We start from the raw sequence: 17,622 nt of genomic DNA, 5'->3' as shown, positions 1-17,622 counted from the left end.
ACTCCTTCAATGATGGGACATCAACCCTACCCCCGGCCGGCGGGGAGCACGCACCGGGGCGCCGGGGGTCAGTGGTCGGTGAGCTCGTGCCGGAAGGGTGGGTTCGCGCCGGCCCGCGCCACCGTGATGGCCGCGGCACGCGCCGCGTAGGTGAGCACACCGGTGAGCTGCCCGGTGGTGATCCGGCGCAGCTCGCTGCGCCGCTGCGCACCGTCCAGCTCGAGGTCCACGAGCGCCCCAAGCAGGGCCGCCATGAAGGAATCACCGGCCCCCACGGTGTCCATCACGCTCGTGACCGGGGCCCCGACTTCGGCGCTTCCGGCGGCGCAGATCCCCCACGGCCCCTTCGAGCCGCGGGTGACAATCATCACCGCCGGGCCCAGGGCCAGCCATTCCCGCGCCGACTCGAGGGCGGGGCGGCCCGGGTAGAGCCACTCGAGGTCCTCATCCGAGGCCTTGACGACGTCGGCCAGGGCCACGAACCGTTCGGCCTGCCGCCGGGCCAGCCCGGGGTCCGCGATGATGCTCGGCCTGCAGTTGGGGTCGTAGGAGATCGTGGCCAGCGGATGGGCCGCCTCGACCAGGGCCAGGACGTCGTCGGCCCCGGGTGCCAGCATGGTGGCGATGGATCCGACGTGCAGCAGGGTGGTTCCCTGCAGCAGCGCCTCCCTGCGCGCGAGCAGCCCGGGCAGCTCCCAGACGAGGTCGAACTGGTACGCCGCCCCGCCCACCGGGTCGAGGCGGGCCGTGGCGACACTCGTGGGCTTGGAATCGGGATCCATCGGGAAGAGCACCGAGTTGTCCGAGAGGTGCCTGCGGATCAGGTGCCCGTATTCGTCGTCGCCGTACCGGCCAACGAACTGTGCGGGGTGGCCCAGCCGGGCCAGGCCCACCGCGACGTTCATCGGGCTTCCCCCGACGTGCACGCGGGTCGGGGCGGTGTCGCTGACAACTTCGTCGATAAGGGTTTCCCCGATTACGGTGAGCACCAATTCAACGTACCAGTCCGGGCTGGACGTGCGCTTGGAATGACCAACGCCGCCGGACTGCGGTCAGGGGCGCTCCGAGACCGTCGTTTTCCCGGGTGGCGGCTTGCCCCGGAAGCGCCGGACGCTGTAGACGATGAGGGCCAGGGCGATGAAGGAGGACAGAACCATGCTGACGCCGGTGGCCGATCCCCCGAACAGCCACCAGTGAGGAGCGTAGGGCCACCAGGGGGGCACCGGTGGCTGCAGCGTCCAGAGCACTCCACACCCCATGACGGTGAACGCACCCAGGCAGCTCGCGGCGATGCGCGGGATGGTTTTGACGCCGACGGCCGCGGCCTGGAAGGCGCGCGCCTTCATCGGGGCGAGCCGCCGGCGCGCCCACGCGTACTGCTGGGAGAGGATCGCCAGGCCACCGACGACCATCAGCAGGCCCGGCCCGGGCAGGACGAGCGCCGCGATGCCAAAAACCACGAGGGTCCAGCCGGCCACTTCGATGCTGGTGCGCCGAACCCACCCGTGCATCATGTTTTTCGCGGCCATTGACACAGGATGACACACTCACGCGGGAGAATTCGACGGGGGTTCCCGGGGCCGGGTCACAGGGGAACAAAAGGCAAAGTCGATTCGTTTGCATCTACCCCGCCGGCTGGGGGGATAAAATTCTTCGAGGAGGGGTGACCGATGACGGCGAATACGAGCGGTTTGCACCATGTGACGGCGATTGCGGGGGATCCGCAGCGCAATATCGATTTCTACATCCGCGGACTGGGGCTCCGACTGGTGAAGCGGACCGTCAATTTCGACGATCCGGGCACGTACCACCTGTACTACGGGGACGAATCCGGCAGGCCGGGCTCGCTGCTGACGTTCTTCCCCTGGAAAGGTGTTCCGGAGGGCAGGATTGGAGCCGGACAGTCGACGACCACGGCGTTCTCGGTCCCCCAGGGCACCCTGGGCTGGTGGCAGGGCCATTTCAAGGACCTCGGCATCGATTCGCAGATCACCGGGACGTCCTCGGCGGAAGAGCGCCTGTCGCTGCGGGACCCGGACGGGCTGCAGATCGACCTTGTTGCCTCCTCCCTCGAAGACCCCCGGGATCCGTGGGACTCGGCGCTGGTCCCGGCCCAGTACGCGGTGCGCGGGCAGCACTCCTCGGTGCTGACGGTTGCCGATCCCGAGGGCACCCTGGCGACCCTGACCGAGGACCTCGGCCTCGGCGTGATGTCGGAGGCCGGCGGCCGTTACCGGCTTTCGACCGGGGCCGGCGAACCGGGCACCGTCGTCGATGTGATCGCCGATCCCCGCGCCGAGCGCGGCCTGATCGCCGGGGGCACCGTGCACCACGTGGCCTTCCGGGTTCCGGACAGGGCCACCCAGCAGGTCTGGCGGGACGAGCTGGACTCCCGCGGGTACGCCGTGACGGAGATCCTGGACCGGCAGTACTTCACCTCGATCTACTTCCGTGAACCCGGCGGCACCCTGTTCGAGATCGCCACCGACACCCCGGGGTTCAATATCGACGAGCCGCTGCTTGAACTGGGCCGCGGCCTGAAGCTTCCGCCGTGGCTGGAGCCCAGCCGCGAGGCGATCGCCGCCTCGGTGGCCAAGATCGACCTGCCCTTCGAAAACAATCCCGAACTGCCCGGCACCGCCGGGGAAACCCCAACGGAGGCCACCGATGCCTGAGCCGGCCGGAACGGCGGCGCACCCCTGGCCGCATGTGTTCGAGCCCGGCGAGTCCGGGACTCCCGTGCTGCTGCTGCTTCACGGCACCGGCGGCACCGAACACGACCTGCTTCCCCTGGCCCAGCGGCTGGCCCCCGGCGCCGGGATCCTCTCGCCGCGCGGGCCGGTGAGCGAACACGGCCTGAACCGGTGGTTCCGGCGCCTGCGCGAAGGTGTCTTCGACACCGCCGACGTCGTCGCCCGGGCCGGGGAAGTCGCGGACTTCCTCACCTGGGCCCGCGGGGCCTACGGGCTCGGGGATCGGCAGGTGATCGCCGTGGGCTTCTCCAACGGGGCGAATATCGCCCTGGCCACCGCCCTGCTGCACCCGGCCGAACTCGGCCGGGTGGCGGCGTTCTCGGGCATGTACCCCCTCGATGCGCACCCGGTGGACGCCGACCTGACCGGCACCCGCATTGCCCTGTTCAACGGTGCCGGCGACTCCATGGCCCCCCAGGAGAGCGTCGAACGCCTCACCAGCGTCCTCGAGTCGCGCGGTGCGGACGTCGAACGCGCCACCCACCCCGGCGGCCACGGCATCGACCCCGAGGACATCACCGCGGCCGCAATGTGGATCGGCCGGGTGGAGCCGTAAGGTGAAAACATGACTACACCGAACACCCCACCAGCAGACCTGTCCGCCAAGGCCACGGAGTTCTTCGACCTCCACCGCGCGCCGGAGATCCTGCAGGTCGTCAATGTGTGGGATGCCATTTCCGCCAAGACCATCGCCGACGTTCCCGGAACCCGCGCACTCGCCACGGCGGGCCACTCGATCGCGGCGACCCTGGGCTACGCGGACGGCACGGTCCCCCTCGATCTCATGATCGATGCGGTCGCGCGCATCGCGGGTGCGACCGAGCTGCCCGTCAGCGCCGACCTCGACGCCGGGTATGGCAACTCGGGCGAGACGGTCCGGCGGGCGATCGGCGTGGGCATCATCGGCGCAAACATCGAGGACCGCATGGAGCCCCTTACCGTCTCCGCGGCGAAGATGGAGGCGGCGGTGAAGGCCGGGGAGGCCGAGGGGATTCCCTTCGTGCTCAATGCCCGAACCGACGCGTTCGTGCGCGGCGCCGGCCGGGACCCGAAGGATGTCCTGGCCGATGCGATCGAGCGCGGCAGGGCCTACCTGGAGGTCGGCGCCTCGACAGTGTTCGTACCGGGCCTCTTCGACGAGGACACTGTCCGCGCCCTCGTGGAGGGCATCGGCCGGCAGCGGGTGAGCGTCATCGGGATTCCGGGCTCACTGCCGCCGGCGAAGCTCCAGGAACTGGGCGTCGCCCGCATCTCCTACGGTCCCTTCACCCAGCGCGTGGCGCTGACGGCCCTTGCGGACGCCGCAGCGGAACTGCTCAACGGCGGAGTGCTGCCCAAGGGAATCCGCGCCCTGAACTAGGGATCAGCCGGCGGAACCCTTCCGGGTGGTGGCGGCCAGGTCGGCGGCCGCCACTACCCGCTCCCACGCTTCGGTGCCGGGAGTGATCATCCCGAAGTGGTCGCCCGGAATCACCAGGAGCTCCGCCGCCGCGCCCGCCTGCGTGGCGGCGGCCACGTAGCTTTCGGACTGGCTCAGCGGAACCGTGGTGTCCTCCTCCCCGTGCAGCGCGTAGACGGGCACGGGCAGGGGCACCGCCGTCATGGGATCGGCCCACCGGTAGCGTTCCGGCTCGGCCGCCGGGGAAGCGCCGAGCAGCTCCTCGACGGCGCCGTTGCTCAGGTTCAGGTCGTGCGCCTGGGCGAGATTGAGCACCCCCGACTGGCTCACCACCGCCGTGAGCGGAACCCGGGCCGGGCCGCCGACCGGCGATCCGGCGGGGAGCCCGTCCCGTCCCGCCGCCCACACCGCGAGGTGGCCTCCCGCAGAGTGTCCCAGGGCCGTCACCGATGAAAGATCCAGGCCGTTCCCGGCCGCGGCCTCGGCCAGCAGGTCGATGCCGGCGCTGACGTCCTCGAAGGTCCGCGGCCAGCCTCCACCGTTGCCCACCCTGCGGTACTCGAGGTTCCAGCAGGGGTACCCCCGCTCCGCCAGGTCCCGGGCCAGCGGCTCACCGAGCTCGGCTCCGTAGGTCGAGCGCCAGTACCCGCCGTGGATGATCACGACAACTCCCGGCTTCCGCGCACCGGCGGGCAGGTAGAGGTCGGCGAACTGGCTCGGGTCCGAGCCGTAGCGGTAACGCCGGACGGCCCGTCCGGGAGCGGGGTCCGCGGGCCGGTCCGCCCGGCGGGCGCAGCCGGGCAGCACCGACGCCCCCAGCGCGCCGAGGAGAGCCAATACATTGCGTCGTCCCGGCTGCTTCACACCGGAAGCATAACCGTCGCAGGCGGCGGCTAGGATGGCAGAAACGCCGCAACAAGGAGGCTTCAGTGAGTGCGTGGGATGATCTCGACGACCGCCTGCGCCCCGCAGTCGAAGCGTCGACGCGGGAGTTCGCGCGCGTGCGCCCCCAGCTTGAGGCGGTGACCGAGGAAATGCGCCGGAGCATCTCCGGGATCTTCGACGCCTCGGACCTGCGGCCCCTGTTCGTCACCGCACGCACCAAGACCGTCGAGTCCTTCCGCGACAAGGCCTCCCGGACACTCGCCCCCGCCGAGCCGGGGGCGGTGCCCGCGCTCGTGTTCCCCGACCCGCTGCGCAACCTCATCGACCTGGTGGGGATCCGGGTCATCACCACCCTGCCGCACGAGGTGGACCTCGCCGCGAACCTCATCAAACGCCAGCGGCAGGACTTCGACTGCCGGGGGGACCGCGAGAAGGACATCGGCTCCATCGAGTCGGGCACCTACGGGTACTCGAGCCGGCACCTGATCATGCGCAGCATCCACAACGACGTCGTCCGGCTCTACCAGCAAGCCCTGGATCCCGACTCGAAGGCCGGCGGCAGCTATCTCTTCGAAGTGCAGGTCCGCACGGTCCTCGCGCACGCATGGTCCGAGATCGAACACGACATCCGCTTCAAGGCCGCCAACCCGAAGGCGTGGAGCCCCTACTTCGACAGGCAGTTCACCGGGACGGCCGCCATGCTCGAAACCGTCGAGTCCGCGTTCGCCGAACTGCACGAACGCTACGAGACGGTGACCGGGTTCTGGGACGAGGCCGGTGAGGGCAGCGCGCCCCTGACCCCCAACCGCATCCGGCACATCTGGCAGACCCTGCTGCCGCACGTGGACCGCAAGGCCGACGACAACTGGGGGTGGGCTGCCGAACTCCTTGCCGCCCACGGGCTCCGCACCACCATTGAACTGGTGGCCCTGCTGCAGGCGGACACGATCACCACGGTGCGGCGGGCCCTGGACCACCGGTACTCGCCCGGCCCCGACCGGCTGCTCGATGACATGCTGCTGTGGCACTACGGCCAGCGCCACATCGACCTCACGGCCGAGGCTCCCGACGCGGAATCGACTCCGCGCCGGGACAGCCTGCAGCGCAGGATGCGCTCAATGCAGAACTACCGGGCGCTGCAGGAGAGCGGGCGCTGATCCTGCCCCGGCGGAGCCGCGTCCGCCCCTAGCCGCCGTCAGGCGGCGTCGTCGGGCGAGGATTCGTCGAGGGTCCAGCCGGTGATGAAGTCCGCGTCCTCGCCGGCGTCGCGCGTGTGCTGCCACGCGCGCTCCCGCTGGTCCTGCAGGCCCTGGCGCAGGGCCGCCTGGGTCGAGCCGAGCGAGGGGACCCGGTCGATGACGTCCATGGCCAGCTGGTACCGGTCGATCTGGTTCCGCATCGCCATGTCGAACGGGGTGGTGGTGGTTCCCTCCTCTTTGTAGCCGCGGACGTGGAGGTTGGCGTGGTTGGCCCTGCGGTAGGTCAGCCGGTGGATCAGCCACGGGTAGCCGTGGTAGGCGAAGATCACCGGCCGATCCGTGGTGAACAGGTTGTCGAACGCCCGCCCCGGCAGGCCATGCGGATGCTCGGTGTCGTCCTGCAGGCGCATCAGGTCCACCACGTTGACCACCCGGATCTTCAGCGACGGGATGCCGGCCTTGAGCAGTCCCGCCGCCGCGACGGTTTCGAGCGTCGGCACGTCCCCGGCGCAGCCCAGGACGACGTCGGGATCCGACCCTGCCTCCTCGCGCCCGGCGAAGTCCCACACCCCGATGCCGCGCTTCACATGCAGGTGCGCCTCCTCCGGGCCAAGCCACGTCGGGTTGGGCTGCTTGCCGGTGATGATCACGTTGACGGTATCCCGGGTCTGCATGCAGTGTTCGGTCACCGCGAGCATGGTGTTGGTGTCCGGCGGCAGGTAGACGCGGATCACGTCGGCCTTCTTGTTCACCACGTGGTCGATGAACCCCGGATCCTGGTGGGAAAACCCGTTGTGGTCCTGCTGCCAGACGTGGCTTGAGAGCAGGTAGTTGAAGGAGGCGATCGGGCGCCGCCAGGAAAGGTCCTGGTGGACCTTCAACCATTTGGCGAACTGGTTGAACATCGAATCGACGATGTGGACGAACGCCTCGTAGCAGTTGAACACCCCGTGCCGGCCGGTGAGGAGGTAACCCTCGAGCCAACCCTGGCAGAGGTGCTCGCTGAGCACCTCAAGCACCCGCCCCGACCGGGCAAGGTGCTCGTCGACCTCCTCGATCCGCGCCTGCCACGCCTTGTCCGTGACCTCGTAGACCGCCGAAAGCCGGTTCGACGCCGTCTCGTCGGGCCCGAAGACACGGAAGTTGGTGGGATTGGCCTCGATGATGTCCCGGAGGTAGCCGCCGACGGTGATCATCGGGCTCGCCTTGTCCCTGCCCGGCGAGCTCACCTCGACAGCGTGGTCGGCGTACGCCGGCAGCTTGAGGTCGCGCAGCAGCCAGCCACCGTTGGCATAGGGGGTGGCGCTCATCCGCAGGTCGCCCTCCGGCGCGAGGGCGGCGAGATCGGGGCGCAGCTCCCCGGTTCCGGTGAAAAGCTCGTCCGGGTTGTAGGAACGCATCCACTCCTCGAGCTGGCGCAGGTGCTCCGGGTTGGTGTGGATCTCGGACAGCGGCACCTGATGCGAGCGCCAGGTGCCCTCGACCGGCTTGCCGTCCACAACGGCCGGCCCGGTCCAGCCCTTGGGCGAGCGCAGCACGATCATGGGCCAGCGCGGGGTGCCCTTCGGAAGCTCGCCACCCGAGCGGGCCTGCTGCTGGATGTCCCGGATTTGGGCGAGGCATTCGTCCAGGGCCGCCGCGAAATCCCGGTGGGCCTGCGCGGTGGCGCGCGGGTCGCTGACGGTGACGAAGTGCGGCTCATAGCCGTAGCCGGACATCAGCTGCCGCAGCTGGTCCTCGGGCATGCGGGCCAGCACCGTGGGGTTGGCGATCTTGTAGCCGTTGAGGTGCAGGATCGGGAGCACGGCGCCGTCGAGGGCGGGGTTGAGGAAGTTGTTGGAGTGCCAGCTTGCCGCCAGCGGCCCGGTTTCGGCTTCCCCGTCGCCCACGACGGCCACGGCGAGGAGGTCGGGGTTGTCGAACACGGCGCCGTAGGCGTGGACGAGGGCGTAACCGAGTTCGCCACCTTCGTGGATGGAGCCGGGTGATTCGGGGGCGGCGTGGGAGGGGATCCCTCCGGGGTAGCTGAACTGGTGGAAAAGGTCCTTCAGGCCTGCTTCGTCCCGCCCGATGTGGGAATACACCTCGGAATAGGTGCCCTCCAGCCAGGCGTTGGCGACATTGGCCGGTCCACCGTGCCCGGGGCCGGTCACGAACAGCATGGCCTGCTGCTGCTCGGCGATCACCCGGTTCAGGTGGGCGTAGACGAAATTGAGGCCCGGGGTGGTGCCCCAGTGGCCCAGCAGCCGGGCCTTGACGTCGCCGCTTTCGAGCGGCCGCTTCAGCAGCGGGTTGTCCTTGAGGTAGATCTGGCCGACGGAGATGTAGTTCGCGGCCCGCCACCAGGCGTCGAGCTTCTCGAAATCGGGACCGGGCATGGTGTTCCTCCTCGGGTGGGGCGACGCCGGGGAGACTCCTCCGCCGGCCGGTTCTCAGTTCTCGACGTTCACATCGGAGGGTTTCTTGTCCGGCCGCCAGCCGCGCCAGACGGGGTGCCGCAGCCTGCCGCCGCCGGTCCGTTCGCTGTACTGCACCTCGCCGACGAGGACGGGCCGCACCCAGCGGGCATCCGCGGCGTCGGGCCCGGGGACGTCGGGCAGCGGGGCCGTCTTGCGGGCCATCTTCTTGAGCCGTCCGCCCACCTCGGCCAGCTCGCGGTCGGTGAGTCCGGAGCCGACCCGGCCGAGGTACTTAAGGTTCACTCCGTCGGGCACCGCGACCAACAGGGATCCGATTTTGGCGGCGCGGTTGCCCTTGCCGGGCCGCCAGCCCACCACCACCACCTCCTGGGTGCGCTGGTGCTTGATCTTCAGCCAGGCCTCCGTCCGGGTACCGGGCCGGTACGGGCTGTTGCGGCGCTTGGCGACAATTCCCTCGAGCCCCAGGCCCCTGCTGGCCTCGACCGCTTCGGCCAGGGTCGCCTCAAGCTCCCCCGGAACCTGCACGTGGCCATCCTCCGGGGGGCTGACGGCCCGTTCGAGGAGCTCCCTGCGGTTGCCGTAGCCGAGCGGGAGCAGGGAGGTGCCCTCGAGGTCCAGGAGGTCGAAGAGCATAAGCCGGACCGGGGTCCTTGTCCGCGCGGCGTCGATCTCAGAGGCGGAGGTGAGTTTCATCCGGGTCTGCAGCAGGCCGAAATCGGGCCGCCCGGCCGGATTCAGGGCCACGATCTCGCCATCGAGCACGGCGGTGTCTGCGTGCACGTAGTCGGCCAGATCGCCCAGTTCGGGGTAGAGCCGGCTCATGTCGTTGCCGTTGCGGCTGATCAGCCGGACGCCGCCGTCCTTCACCACGGCGATGGCGCGCACCCCGTCCCACTTCAGTTCGAACGCGAAGTCCGACTCATCGGGCAGGGCGGTCGAGGAGGCCAGCGTCGCCAGCATGGGCGGGACAAAGTCGGGGTCGGCGGTCCGCGCCGGCGCGGCCGGGTCGGCGGGTCCGACGGGCACGGCGGAATCCACGGGAGCCAACCTGCCGGCGGAGGCCGCAGCCGGCTGGACCTTCATGAGGTGGATGAGCCAGTTCCGCGCCCCCGAGCCGGAACCGCCGGTGTTGATCAGGGCGTAACGCCGGATCGGACTGCCCGAGCGGGCCAGGCCTCCATCCTCCTTTCCGTACAGGGTGCAGATGACCTCCTTGCCCTCGCGCCACTTTTCGAGTTCATAGGTCCCCGCATCCCAGATGGTTACGTCCCCCGCGCCGTATTCCCCTCGAGGAATATTCCCCTCGAAGCTGCCGTATTCAAGCGGATGGTCCTCCGTCTGGACCGCGAGGTGGTTCTTGTCCGGTGTCGCGGGCGGCCCCTTGGGCAGGGCCCACGAGACGAGGACGCCCTCGCGCTCAAGCCGGAAGTCGTAATGGAGGCGCCGGGCATGGTGCTCCTGGATGACGAAGCTGTTTCCCCCGGGCGCTCCGACGGCATCGGGCACGGGTTCCGGGGTCTTGCCGGCGTCGCGCATCGCCCGGTACTGCGCCAGGCGGTCCGGTACGGGGCCGCCCGTACCGGGTGCTCCGCCGGGGTTCTGCGGATCGGGATCGAGCCCGGCGAGGATGTCCCCCTGCTCGGCGACGCGCCGGAGGACCTCGCGGTAGTCGAGCTGGGCCAGGCCCGGGTCGTCGAGCTCGGCCCAGGTGCGCGGCGCGGCCACAGTGGGGTGGAAGCGCCCGCGCAGCGAATACGGGGCAACCGTCGTCTTGTTCCTGTTGTTCTGGCTCCAGTCCACCAGGACCCGCCCGCCGCGCAGCGACTTCTTCATGTCGCTGACCGCCAGGTCGGGATGGTCGGCCTGGAGCGCGCGGGCCAGTTCGTGCGCGACGCCGGAGACCTGGTCGGAGGTCAGGCTCCCGTCAAGCCGGCAGTACAGGTGGATGCCCTTGGACCCGCTCGTCACCGGCCACGGTTCGAGGCCCATCCCGGTCAGGATCGCCCGGGCCAGCCGGGCCACCTCCGCACACTCGCCCAGGCCGGCCCCCGGCCCCGGGTCGAGGTCGAGCACCATCCGGTCGGGATTGGTGACCGCGGAGTGCGGGCCGAACCGCCACTGGGGCACGTGGACCTCGAGGGCGGCGATCTGCCCGAACCAGGTGAGGGTGGCGAGGTCGTTGACCACCGGGTAGACATTCGTGTGGTCCTTGTGCCGGATCGGGTGGCGTGGGATCCACGAGGGAGCGGCCGCGTCGAGGTTCTTCTGGAAGAAGACCTGGCCCGGGGCGTCGGGGGTCCCCACGCCGTGCACCCAGCGCTTGCGGGTGGCGGGCCGGTCGCGGGCATGCCGGATCAGGGGTCCGGCCACCGCCGCGTAGTACGCAAGGACATCGGCCTTGGTTGTGCCGGTCTCCGGGTACAGCACCTTGTCCAGGCTCGAGAGCCTTAGTGGGCGGCCGTCGACGCTGACCGTCTGCGGCTGGCGGGAGTTTGGAGCCATTCCCCAAGTGTTATCTGGATGGCTGGGGAGCGCCAGTGTTCCGGCGGGCGCGTGACTCCCCCGGCACCGCGGCCCGCTGGACCTTTCACGGAGCCCGACACGAGATGGATCAACGGTATGTTGACAACGCCGCGTTGATGCCTTGGGATGGGTCAATGACTTCTCACGATCAGGTCCATGCGGCTGTTCTCGATTCCTACCGGGAGGTGCTCGGACAGGCAGGTGCCAGGGATCTCGGGGTTCGGCCTTGGCAGCACGAGGGGCAGCCGGGCAGTGACGCCGATCTGGTGCGTCTGGCCGCATGGAGGGCCGCGGACGTGAATGCCGACGGGAAGATCGTGGCTGCGGGGCTTGGGCTGCTGGCCTCGGCGAGGGCCGAGCTCGACCAGGTTGAGGCGGGCCTGCTGTTCGCGGCCCGGGGTGCGGGAATGACCTTCCAGCAGATCGCGGGCGTGCTCGGACTGGGCTCCGGGCAGGCCGCGCAGCAGCGCATGGCCCGCGTGCTGGACCGGCTGGCACAGGCGTGAGGACTCCGGTGCGGCTGGTCGAGGCCGATTCATCGTGCGGAGCGAAGGCGGCGACGCTGGGGCGCCTGTCCCGGGCCGGGGTCACGGTTCCTGACGGGTTCGTGGTTCCCGACGTCGCCGCCGGCGGGTGGGAGCGGGAGCTGCCCTTGGCGCTGGAGCAGCTGGGCGGGTCGCGGTTCGCGGTTCGGTCCTCGGCCGCCGGGGAGGACTCGACCGGGGCTTCCTTCGCCGGGCAGTACCTCACGCTCCTGGACGTGTCCGCCCCTGACCTGGTTCAGGCGGTGCGCCAGGTGGCTGCCAGCGGGCCGGCGGCGGCTGCCTATGCGGCAGCGACCGGCCGGGCCGGCGCGCGCGACGTTGCCGTGCTCGTGCAGCCGATGCTGGCGCCGGTGGCCGCCGGGGTGGCGTTCACCCGTCATCCGGTCACCGGTGCCAGGACAACCGTGGTTGAGGCTGTACGCGGACTCGGCGCGCCGCTGGTGGCGGGCCGTGCGGTCCCTCAGCGCTGGCAGGCTGAGGCCCGGGCTGCCCCGCGCCGCTCAGGGACGTCCGACGTGCTCTCTACGCCGCAGGCGCGGGCGGTCATTGGCCTCGCTCAGCGGGTCGAGGGGCTGCTCGGTGGAGGGCAGGACATCGAGTGGGCGCTGGACGCCGAGGGGGTGCTGTGGGTGCTGCAGTCCCGTCCCATCACCACCGGCACGGCTCCGCCCGCGGAACCGCAGGACAGCCCGGGTAGGGTCCTTGCCGCAGGGACTGCGGCAAGCCCGGGCACCGGGCGCGGGAGGGTGCGGAAGCTTTCCGGCCTCGACGACTTCGCCCGCTTCCAAGCCGGTGACGTGCTGGTCTGCCAGGCCACATCGCCGGCCTGGACTTCGGTGCTGGCCCGGGCGGCCGCGGTGGTGACCCGGTCAGGAGGGATCCTCGCGCACGCCGCGATCGTTGCCCGCGAACTGCGCATCCCGGCCGTCACCGACGTGCCCGAGACCGCCGACCTGCCCGAGGGTGCCCTGGTCCTCGTGAACGGCTCAACGGGACTGATCTCCCTGCTGGAGGAGCCGTGAGCGCGGCCAGTCCCCCCGACCTGCTCGTCCTGCATGCCGTGCGCGTCCTGGGATACGCCACAACCAACCGAGTCACCGCCCGCACGGGGCTCGGGGCTGGACTGGTCGGCGCGCTGCTGCTGGAAGCCAAGGCAGCCGGGCAGGTGACCTGGACCCGGTTCGCGGACCAGGGCGGCTGGTCGCTGACCGAGGCCGGCAAGGCCCGCGGTGAGCACCTGCTTGCCGCCGAACTCGACGCCACCGGGACACGGCCTGTGGTTAGCGGCATCCTGGATGGGTTTGGTCCATTGAACGACCTTGTCGCAGCCGCATGCACCCGTTGGCAGCTGACCGAACTGGGCCTGGCCCAACCTCCCGCCGATCTGGGACAGGTGCTGCCCGACCTAACCCGTGCTGCCGACGGCCTGGCCGGGATCGAGGCCCGCCTGAGCGCAGGCCTGGCCCGCTTCGGCGGGTACCACGAACGCTTCTCGGCTGCCGTGGAGCGCGCCCGGCAGGAGACGGCCTGGATCAGCGGAACCGACCGGGACTCGGCGCACCGGGTCTGGTTCGAGCTGCACGAGGACCTTCTGGCCACCCTCGGCATACCGCGCTGACCATCGAGACGGCGGCCCGTGCCCCGGCCCGCGGGTTCGAAGAACGGCCTAGGCGGAGAGCTGCTTCCGGTAGCGGTCCACATAGACCTCCCACAGGGCCGGGTCCTGCCCCAGGCTGCGCTCATTGAGGTAGTCGTCGAGGCCCGCAAGGGTCAGGTGCCAGCCGGCAGCGGTCGTGGCAAAGCGTGAAGCGTCGGGGACGGTGACCGACAGGACCATCCGGCATCCCTTGGCGTCATCGCGTTCGAGTTCCCAGCGGAGCGTCTCCTTGTCCCAGGTGAAGGCGAGCAGGGAAGGCTTCTCTGCTTCAAGGACCGTCCCCCGCAGCGGGCGCTGGCCCTTGAGGGAGAACCGCACCTCGGTGCCCTTGCGCGGCAGGATGTCCATCTCGGCGGGGAACCAGTACTTGAGCTTGCCCGGATCCGTCAGGTGCTTCCACAGCACCGCCGGCGGAAACGCGAACCGCATCTCGAAGCGCAGCGCGGAGGCGCCGTCGTCGGTGGTGGTGCGGCTGACAGTCGGTTCTGCGGTGGAGGAAGTCACCTATCCATCGTAGACCGCGGGAAAACCGGCTCTGGCTAGGTGCGCCGCCGGTGGTGTTCACTTGTTCCATGAGAGCCATCTGGAAGGGAGCGGTCGCGTTCGGGCTGGTGAACGTGCCTGTCAAGGTGTACAGCGCCACCGAGGACCACGACATCGGCCTCCACCAGGTCCACGACAAGGACGGCGGGCGCATCCGCTACCAGCGCCGGTGCGAAGTCTGCGGTGAGGTTGTCGATTACAAGAACATCGACAAAGCCTACGACGACGGCGAGCACACGGTGGTTCTGACGGAGGAGGACCTCAACTCCCTTCCGGTGGAGAAAAGCCGGGAGATCGAGGTCGTGGAGTTCGTCCCCAGCGACCAGATCGACCCGATCATGTACGACCGCTCCTATTACCTCGAACCCGATTCGGCCTCCACCAAGGCCTATGTGCTGCTGCGGAAGACCCTCGAAGAGACCGACCGGACGGCGGTCGTCCAGTTCTCGCTGCGGCAGAAGAGCCGGCTCGGGGCGCTGCGGGTCCGCGGGGACGTGCTGATGCTGCAATCCCTGCTCTGGGATGACGAGGTCCGCGAGGCTTCCTTTCCGGCCCTCGAGGAGAAGGTCCGCATCTCCGCCAAGGAAAAGCAGATGTCGGCGGCTCTCGTCGAATCCTTCTCGACCGACTTTGACCCCGAGAACTTCACCGATGAGTACCAGGTGCAGCTGCGCACGCTCATCGACGCCAAGATCGAGAAGGGCGACACCCTAAGCACCGAGGAGACCTTCGGGGCGTCGGGCGACGAGGACGATACCGCCAATGTCCTTGACCTCATGGAAGCCCTGCGGCGCAGCCTCGAGAAGAACCGGGAGAAGAAGTCCGGGGGCAAGAAGGACGCCGGCAGCTCAAAGAAGAAGGGCGCGTGATGGGATTTTTCACCGACTCCAACGGCCGGCAGGCGGTGGCGCAGCCACCCAACGCCCTGATCCTGGCCTGGGTGGGGCTGGGCGCGGCGTCCTTCATGGCATTGAAGGACGAAAACCGGCGGGTGCTTGGCCGGGCCAGCACCAGCGCCCTCGCCCTCTGGGCCGTGTTTGAGGCCCTGTGCGGCGACAGCGGGTTCCGGCGCACGGCCGGGGCGCTGACCCTGGCCTGGCTGGTGCGGCGCTAGCGTTCCTCGAACACGTCGGGTACACCGTCCCGGTCGGCGTCCACCGCCTCCTTGGCCGCGATCTGCCGATAGTGGCGGTTGCGGAAGCGCAGGACAACGGCCGCCGCGAGTGCGGCGACAAGGGAGCCGGCCAGCACGGCGACCTTGGCGGTGTCGTCCTCCGCGGTGCCCTGGCCGAAGCCGAGCTCCGCGATGAGCAGGGAGACGGTAAACCCGACGCCGGCCAGCAGGGCGGCCCCGGCGATATCCACCCAGGACAGGTCGGGATCGAGGTTCGCCTTTTCGGCCTTGGTCACGAGCCAGACGGCCAACAGGATGCCGATCGGCTTGCCGACGACCAGTGCCAGGACGATGCCCACGGCGACCGGGTCGGTGATGGCGCCGAGGAACCCTTCGGCTCCGCCGATCGCCACCCCCGCCGAGAAGAAGGCGAAGACCGGGACGGCGACACCCGCCGACAGGGGGCGGAGACGGTGCTCCATCGTGTCGGCGAGCCCCTCGGCGTCCGGCACGGCCGAGCCCCCGGGCCGGGCTTTCCGCGGGGGCCGGACCGGCACCGCGAAGCCCAGGAGCACCCCCGCCACGGTGGCGTGGACCCCGGAGGCGTGCACCAGGGCCCACACCAGAAAACCGAGGGGCAGCAGGATCAGCCACGGCGCCATTGCGTGGTGCTGGAAAAACCGAGAGAACCGGTGGGCCAGGAACGCATAGAGGGCGAGCGGAAGCGCCGCCAGCAGCAGGGGCGCCGCGGCGATGGTCCCGGAGTAGAAAAAGGCGATGATGCCGATGGCGATCAGGTCATCCACAACGGCCAGGGTGAGCAGGAAGATCCGCAGCGCTCCGGGAAGGTGGGACCCGACGACGGCGAGTACCGCCAGGGCGAAGGCGATGTCCGTGGCCGTGGGAATGGCCCATCCGCGCAGGGCCTCGGAGCCGCTGCCGAGGATCACCCCAACGTAGATCAGCGCGGGCACCACGACGCCGCCCACCGCGGCGGCCACCGGCACGATGGCCCGGTCGAAGCGGCGCAGGTCCCCGGCGATGAACTCCCGCTTGAGTTCGAGGCCGGCGAGGAAGAAGAAGATGGCCAGCAGGCCGTCGGCCGCCCACGCGCCGACGCTGAGTTCGAGGTGCAGCGGTTCATAGCCGAACTTTGCATCCCGCAGGGCGAAGTACCTGTCGGCGGCCGGGGAGTTGGCCAGGATCAGCGCCAGGGCTGTGCCCAGGAGCAGGAGCGCACCACCGACCGTCTCCTTGCGCAGGATTGAGGAGATCCGCAGGTGTTCGGGATAGCTGGCCCGGGTGAAGACCCGCTTGGCCGTGGCGTCGCTGGAGGGGCCTGGAGGTGGGGAGGGGGTGGTGGACACGGGGGGTTCCTTTGGTCGACGGTCGCTTGAGACAGCGCCGACCAGACTTCCCGGCTCACCACCATCCAGCCTACCGTGGGGTGCCGGCGCCGGGAAACCGCCCGCACGCCGCCGCCGGTGGTCCGGGGCCGCTTCGCGGCGGCGTGCAGCGGGCAGGCTCCCGCCCCGCGGTCCTTCCGGGAGGCCGGGTTTGGAGCGGGCCGGAAATGCCCTAAGCTATTGGAGAACCATTTGCCTGTGTAGCTCAGTCTGGTAGAGCATCCGCTTCACACGCGGAAGGCCCGGGGATCGAGGCCCCGCGCAGGCACCATGCGCCCTCCCGCAGTTTTCCTCCGGGAGGGCTGCGCTTTTTAAGCCCCCTCTGCGGCGGCACCCCAATCCCGGCTGACGACTGGTCCACCGCCTGCTGCCCACCGTGCCGCCCCGCCTGCCAGGACCTCGAAAAAAAGCGCACTTACCACTTGGCACTCTCCTCCTGAGAGTGCTAATTTAATTGCGGGTTGAGCGAGGGGCGCTCAACCCTGAAGGATGAAGAACCCACCACTGTCGGTGGCCGTTGTGCGAAGGAGTTGTTTTCTGATGGCCATGAAGTTCGACCCATTCCGGGAACTGGACCGCGTCGCCGGTGCGTTGCTCGATCCCCGGCAGGGGCTGCGCCTGATGCCCATGGACCTGTACCGCGAGGGCGACCACTACATCCTGACCGCCGACCTTCCCGGCATCGATCCGGGATCCGTTGATATCGACGTCGACGGCCAGCTGCTCACCATCCGTGCCGAGCGCACCCTCCGCGGTGCCGAAGGGGTCAAGTGGCTGACCCGCGAGCGCGAGAGCGGATCCTTCCTCCGCCAGCTCAACCTCGGCCAGGGGATCGACATCGATGCCATCTCGGCCCGTTACGAAAACGGCGTGCTGAGCGTCAACATCCCCGTCACCGAGCGCGCCAAGCCGCGGAAGATCGAGATCATGTCGGGGACGGATTCCGAAGCCGTCAAGGGCGAGTCCGTGGAGGGCGGAACCGGACAGAAGACGGTCGAGGCCTAAAAGCCGCACCGCCGTCCCCTTCCCGGGCCGGGGGGGGGGGGGGAGGGGGGGGGGTGGGGGAGAGCAAAGACTGGGACCGGAGCGCGGTCGCAATGGAAAAGCTGGTGTTCACGGGCCAAATGCACCCCGCCGAGACCGAGGAAGCAACAGCCTAGGCGATGGGGTCCATGGGG

The 17,622-nt window shown here is 69.6% G+C and carries 16 protein-coding genes, 1 tRNA gene and 1 pseudogene; 11 read left to right on the top strand and 7 right to left on the bottom strand.

The window, feature by feature from the left end; translation table 11 throughout:
• Nucleotides 1-68: 68 nt before the first annotated feature.
• Both ACX80W_RS15120 and ACX80W_RS15115 read right to left on the bottom strand, forming a co-directional pair.
• Entirely contained in the window at nt 69-989 is a 921-nt protein-coding gene (locus ACX80W_RS15120) for a carbohydrate kinase family protein (RefSeq protein ID WP_459284706.1), read from the bottom strand.
• Between the two features lie 63 nt (nt 990-1,052).
• On the bottom strand, nt 1,053-1,529 hold the full coding sequence (locus ACX80W_RS15115; protein ID WP_459284704.1) for a PGPGW domain-containing protein: 477 nt from the start codon (nt 1,527-1,529) through the stop codon (nt 1,053-1,055).
• A gap of 141 nt (nt 1,530-1,670) precedes the next feature.
• On the opposite strand from ACX80W_RS15115, the gene ACX80W_RS15110 reads away from it, so the two are divergent.
• From ACX80W_RS15110 to ACX80W_RS15100, 3 genes are read left to right on the top strand one after another with little or no spacing between them, the layout of a single operon-like run.
• Complete coding sequence (locus tag ACX80W_RS15110; protein WP_459284702.1) at nt 1,671-2,675, top strand: ring-cleaving dioxygenase; 1,005 nt, start codon at nt 1,671-1,673, stop codon at nt 2,673-2,675.
• Complete coding sequence (locus tag ACX80W_RS15105; RefSeq protein ID WP_459284700.1) at nt 2,668-3,309, top strand: alpha/beta hydrolase; 642 nt, start codon at nt 2,668-2,670, stop codon at nt 3,307-3,309. Before ACX80W_RS15110 ends, ACX80W_RS15105 begins: the two co-directional genes overlap by 8 nt.
• Nucleotides 3,310-3,318: 9 nt before the next feature.
• Nucleotides 3,319-4,113 (top strand): isocitrate lyase/PEP mutase family protein, encoded by a 795-nt coding sequence (locus ACX80W_RS15100; RefSeq protein WP_459284698.1) that lies wholly within the window; start codon nt 3,319-3,321, stop codon nt 4,111-4,113.
• Nucleotides 4,114-4,116: 3 nt separating this feature from the next.
• On the opposite strand, the gene ACX80W_RS15095 is transcribed toward ACX80W_RS15100, so the two are convergent.
• Nucleotides 4,117-5,016 carry an alpha/beta hydrolase family protein gene (locus tag ACX80W_RS15095; RefSeq protein ID WP_459284697.1) on the bottom strand — a complete coding sequence of 300 codons (900 nt, stop codon included), beginning with the start codon at nt 5,014-5,016 and terminating at the stop codon, nt 4,117-4,119.
• A gap of 65 nt (nt 5,017-5,081) precedes the next feature.
• On the opposite strand from ACX80W_RS15095, the gene ACX80W_RS15090 reads away from it, so the two are divergent.
• Nucleotides 5,082-6,194, top strand: a complete 1,113-nt coding sequence (locus ACX80W_RS15090) for a GTP pyrophosphokinase (RefSeq protein ID WP_459284695.1) — start codon at nt 5,082-5,084, stop codon at nt 6,192-6,194.
• A gap of 38 nt (nt 6,195-6,232) precedes the next feature.
• On the opposite strand, the pseudogene ACX80W_RS15085 reads toward ACX80W_RS15090, so the two are convergent.
• Together ACX80W_RS15085 and ACX80W_RS15080 are read right to left on the bottom strand one after the other, a co-directional pair.
• Nucleotides 6,233-8,620: pseudogene (locus tag ACX80W_RS15085) on the bottom strand (phosphoketolase family protein); the annotation flags it as partial.
• Between the two features lie 48 nt (nt 8,621-8,668).
• Nucleotides 8,669-11,158: an ATP-dependent DNA ligase gene (locus tag ACX80W_RS15080; RefSeq protein ID WP_459284693.1), complete on the bottom strand. Its 2,490-nt coding sequence runs from the start codon at nt 11,156-11,158 to the stop codon at nt 8,669-8,671.
• Between the two features lie 155 nt (nt 11,159-11,313).
• On the opposite strand from ACX80W_RS15080, the gene ACX80W_RS15075 reads away from it, so the two are divergent.
• The 3 genes from ACX80W_RS15075 to ACX80W_RS15065 are packed head-to-tail and all read left to right on the top strand — an operon-like array spanning nt 11,314 to nt 13,342.
• A complete protein-coding gene (locus tag ACX80W_RS15075) occupies nt 11,314-11,685 on the top strand; it encodes a hypothetical protein (protein WP_459284691.1) in 372 nt (123 codons plus the stop codon).
• The gene (locus tag ACX80W_RS15070; RefSeq protein WP_459284689.1) at nt 11,682-12,746 is read left to right on the top strand and encodes a PEP/pyruvate-binding domain-containing protein; all 1,065 of its coding nucleotides are present in this window, start codon (nt 11,682-11,684) and stop codon (nt 12,744-12,746) included. Before ACX80W_RS15075 ends, ACX80W_RS15070 begins: the two co-directional genes overlap by 4 nt.
• Nucleotides 12,743-13,342, top strand: a complete 600-nt coding sequence (locus ACX80W_RS15065; RefSeq protein ID WP_459284687.1) for a transcriptional regulator — start codon at nt 12,743-12,745, stop codon at nt 13,340-13,342. Before ACX80W_RS15070 ends, ACX80W_RS15065 begins: the two co-directional genes overlap by 4 nt.
• Nucleotides 13,343-13,390: 48 nt before the next feature.
• Here ACX80W_RS15065 and ACX80W_RS15060 read toward each other — a convergent pair whose 3' ends face one another.
• Complete coding sequence (locus tag ACX80W_RS15060) at nt 13,391-13,885, bottom strand: SRPBCC domain-containing protein (protein ID WP_459284685.1); 495 nt, start codon at nt 13,883-13,885, stop codon at nt 13,391-13,393.
• 68 nt (nt 13,886-13,953) lie between these two features.
• Between ACX80W_RS15060 and ku the strand changes: the two genes are divergently transcribed.
• Together ku and ACX80W_RS15050 are read left to right on the top strand one after the other, a co-directional pair.
• The gene (gene ku, locus ACX80W_RS15055; protein WP_459284683.1) at nt 13,954-14,793 is read left to right on the top strand and encodes a non-homologous end joining protein Ku; all 840 of its coding nucleotides are present in this window, start codon (nt 13,954-13,956) and stop codon (nt 14,791-14,793) included.
• Nucleotides 14,793-15,038, top strand: coding sequence for a hypothetical protein (locus tag ACX80W_RS15050; protein WP_459284681.1), 246 nt, complete (start codon nt 14,793-14,795; stop codon nt 15,036-15,038). The genes ku and ACX80W_RS15050 overlap by 1 nt, the downstream gene beginning before the upstream one ends.
• On the opposite strand, the gene nhaA is transcribed toward ACX80W_RS15050, so the two are convergent.
• Nucleotides 15,035-16,405 (bottom strand): Na+/H+ antiporter NhaA, encoded by a 1,371-nt coding sequence (nhaA, locus tag ACX80W_RS15045; RefSeq protein WP_459284679.1) that lies wholly within the window; start codon nt 16,403-16,405, stop codon nt 15,035-15,037. The genes ACX80W_RS15050 and nhaA overlap by 4 nt on opposite strands.
• Before the next feature lie 233 nt (nt 16,406-16,638).
• On the opposite strand from nhaA, the gene ACX80W_RS15040 reads away from it, so the two are divergent.
• Nucleotides 16,639-16,715, top strand: a tRNA-Val gene (locus ACX80W_RS15040).
• 269 nt (nt 16,716-16,984) lie between these two features.
• Nucleotides 16,985-17,449 (top strand): Hsp20/alpha crystallin family protein, encoded by a 465-nt coding sequence (locus ACX80W_RS15035; protein ID WP_459284677.1) that lies wholly within the window; start codon nt 16,985-16,987, stop codon nt 17,447-17,449.
• Nucleotides 17,450-17,622 lie beyond the last annotated feature (173 nt).

It is taken from the genome of Arthrobacter melezitosi (genome assembly GCF_054511055.1).
This window is presented reverse-complemented; position numbering and strand designations above follow the sequence as displayed.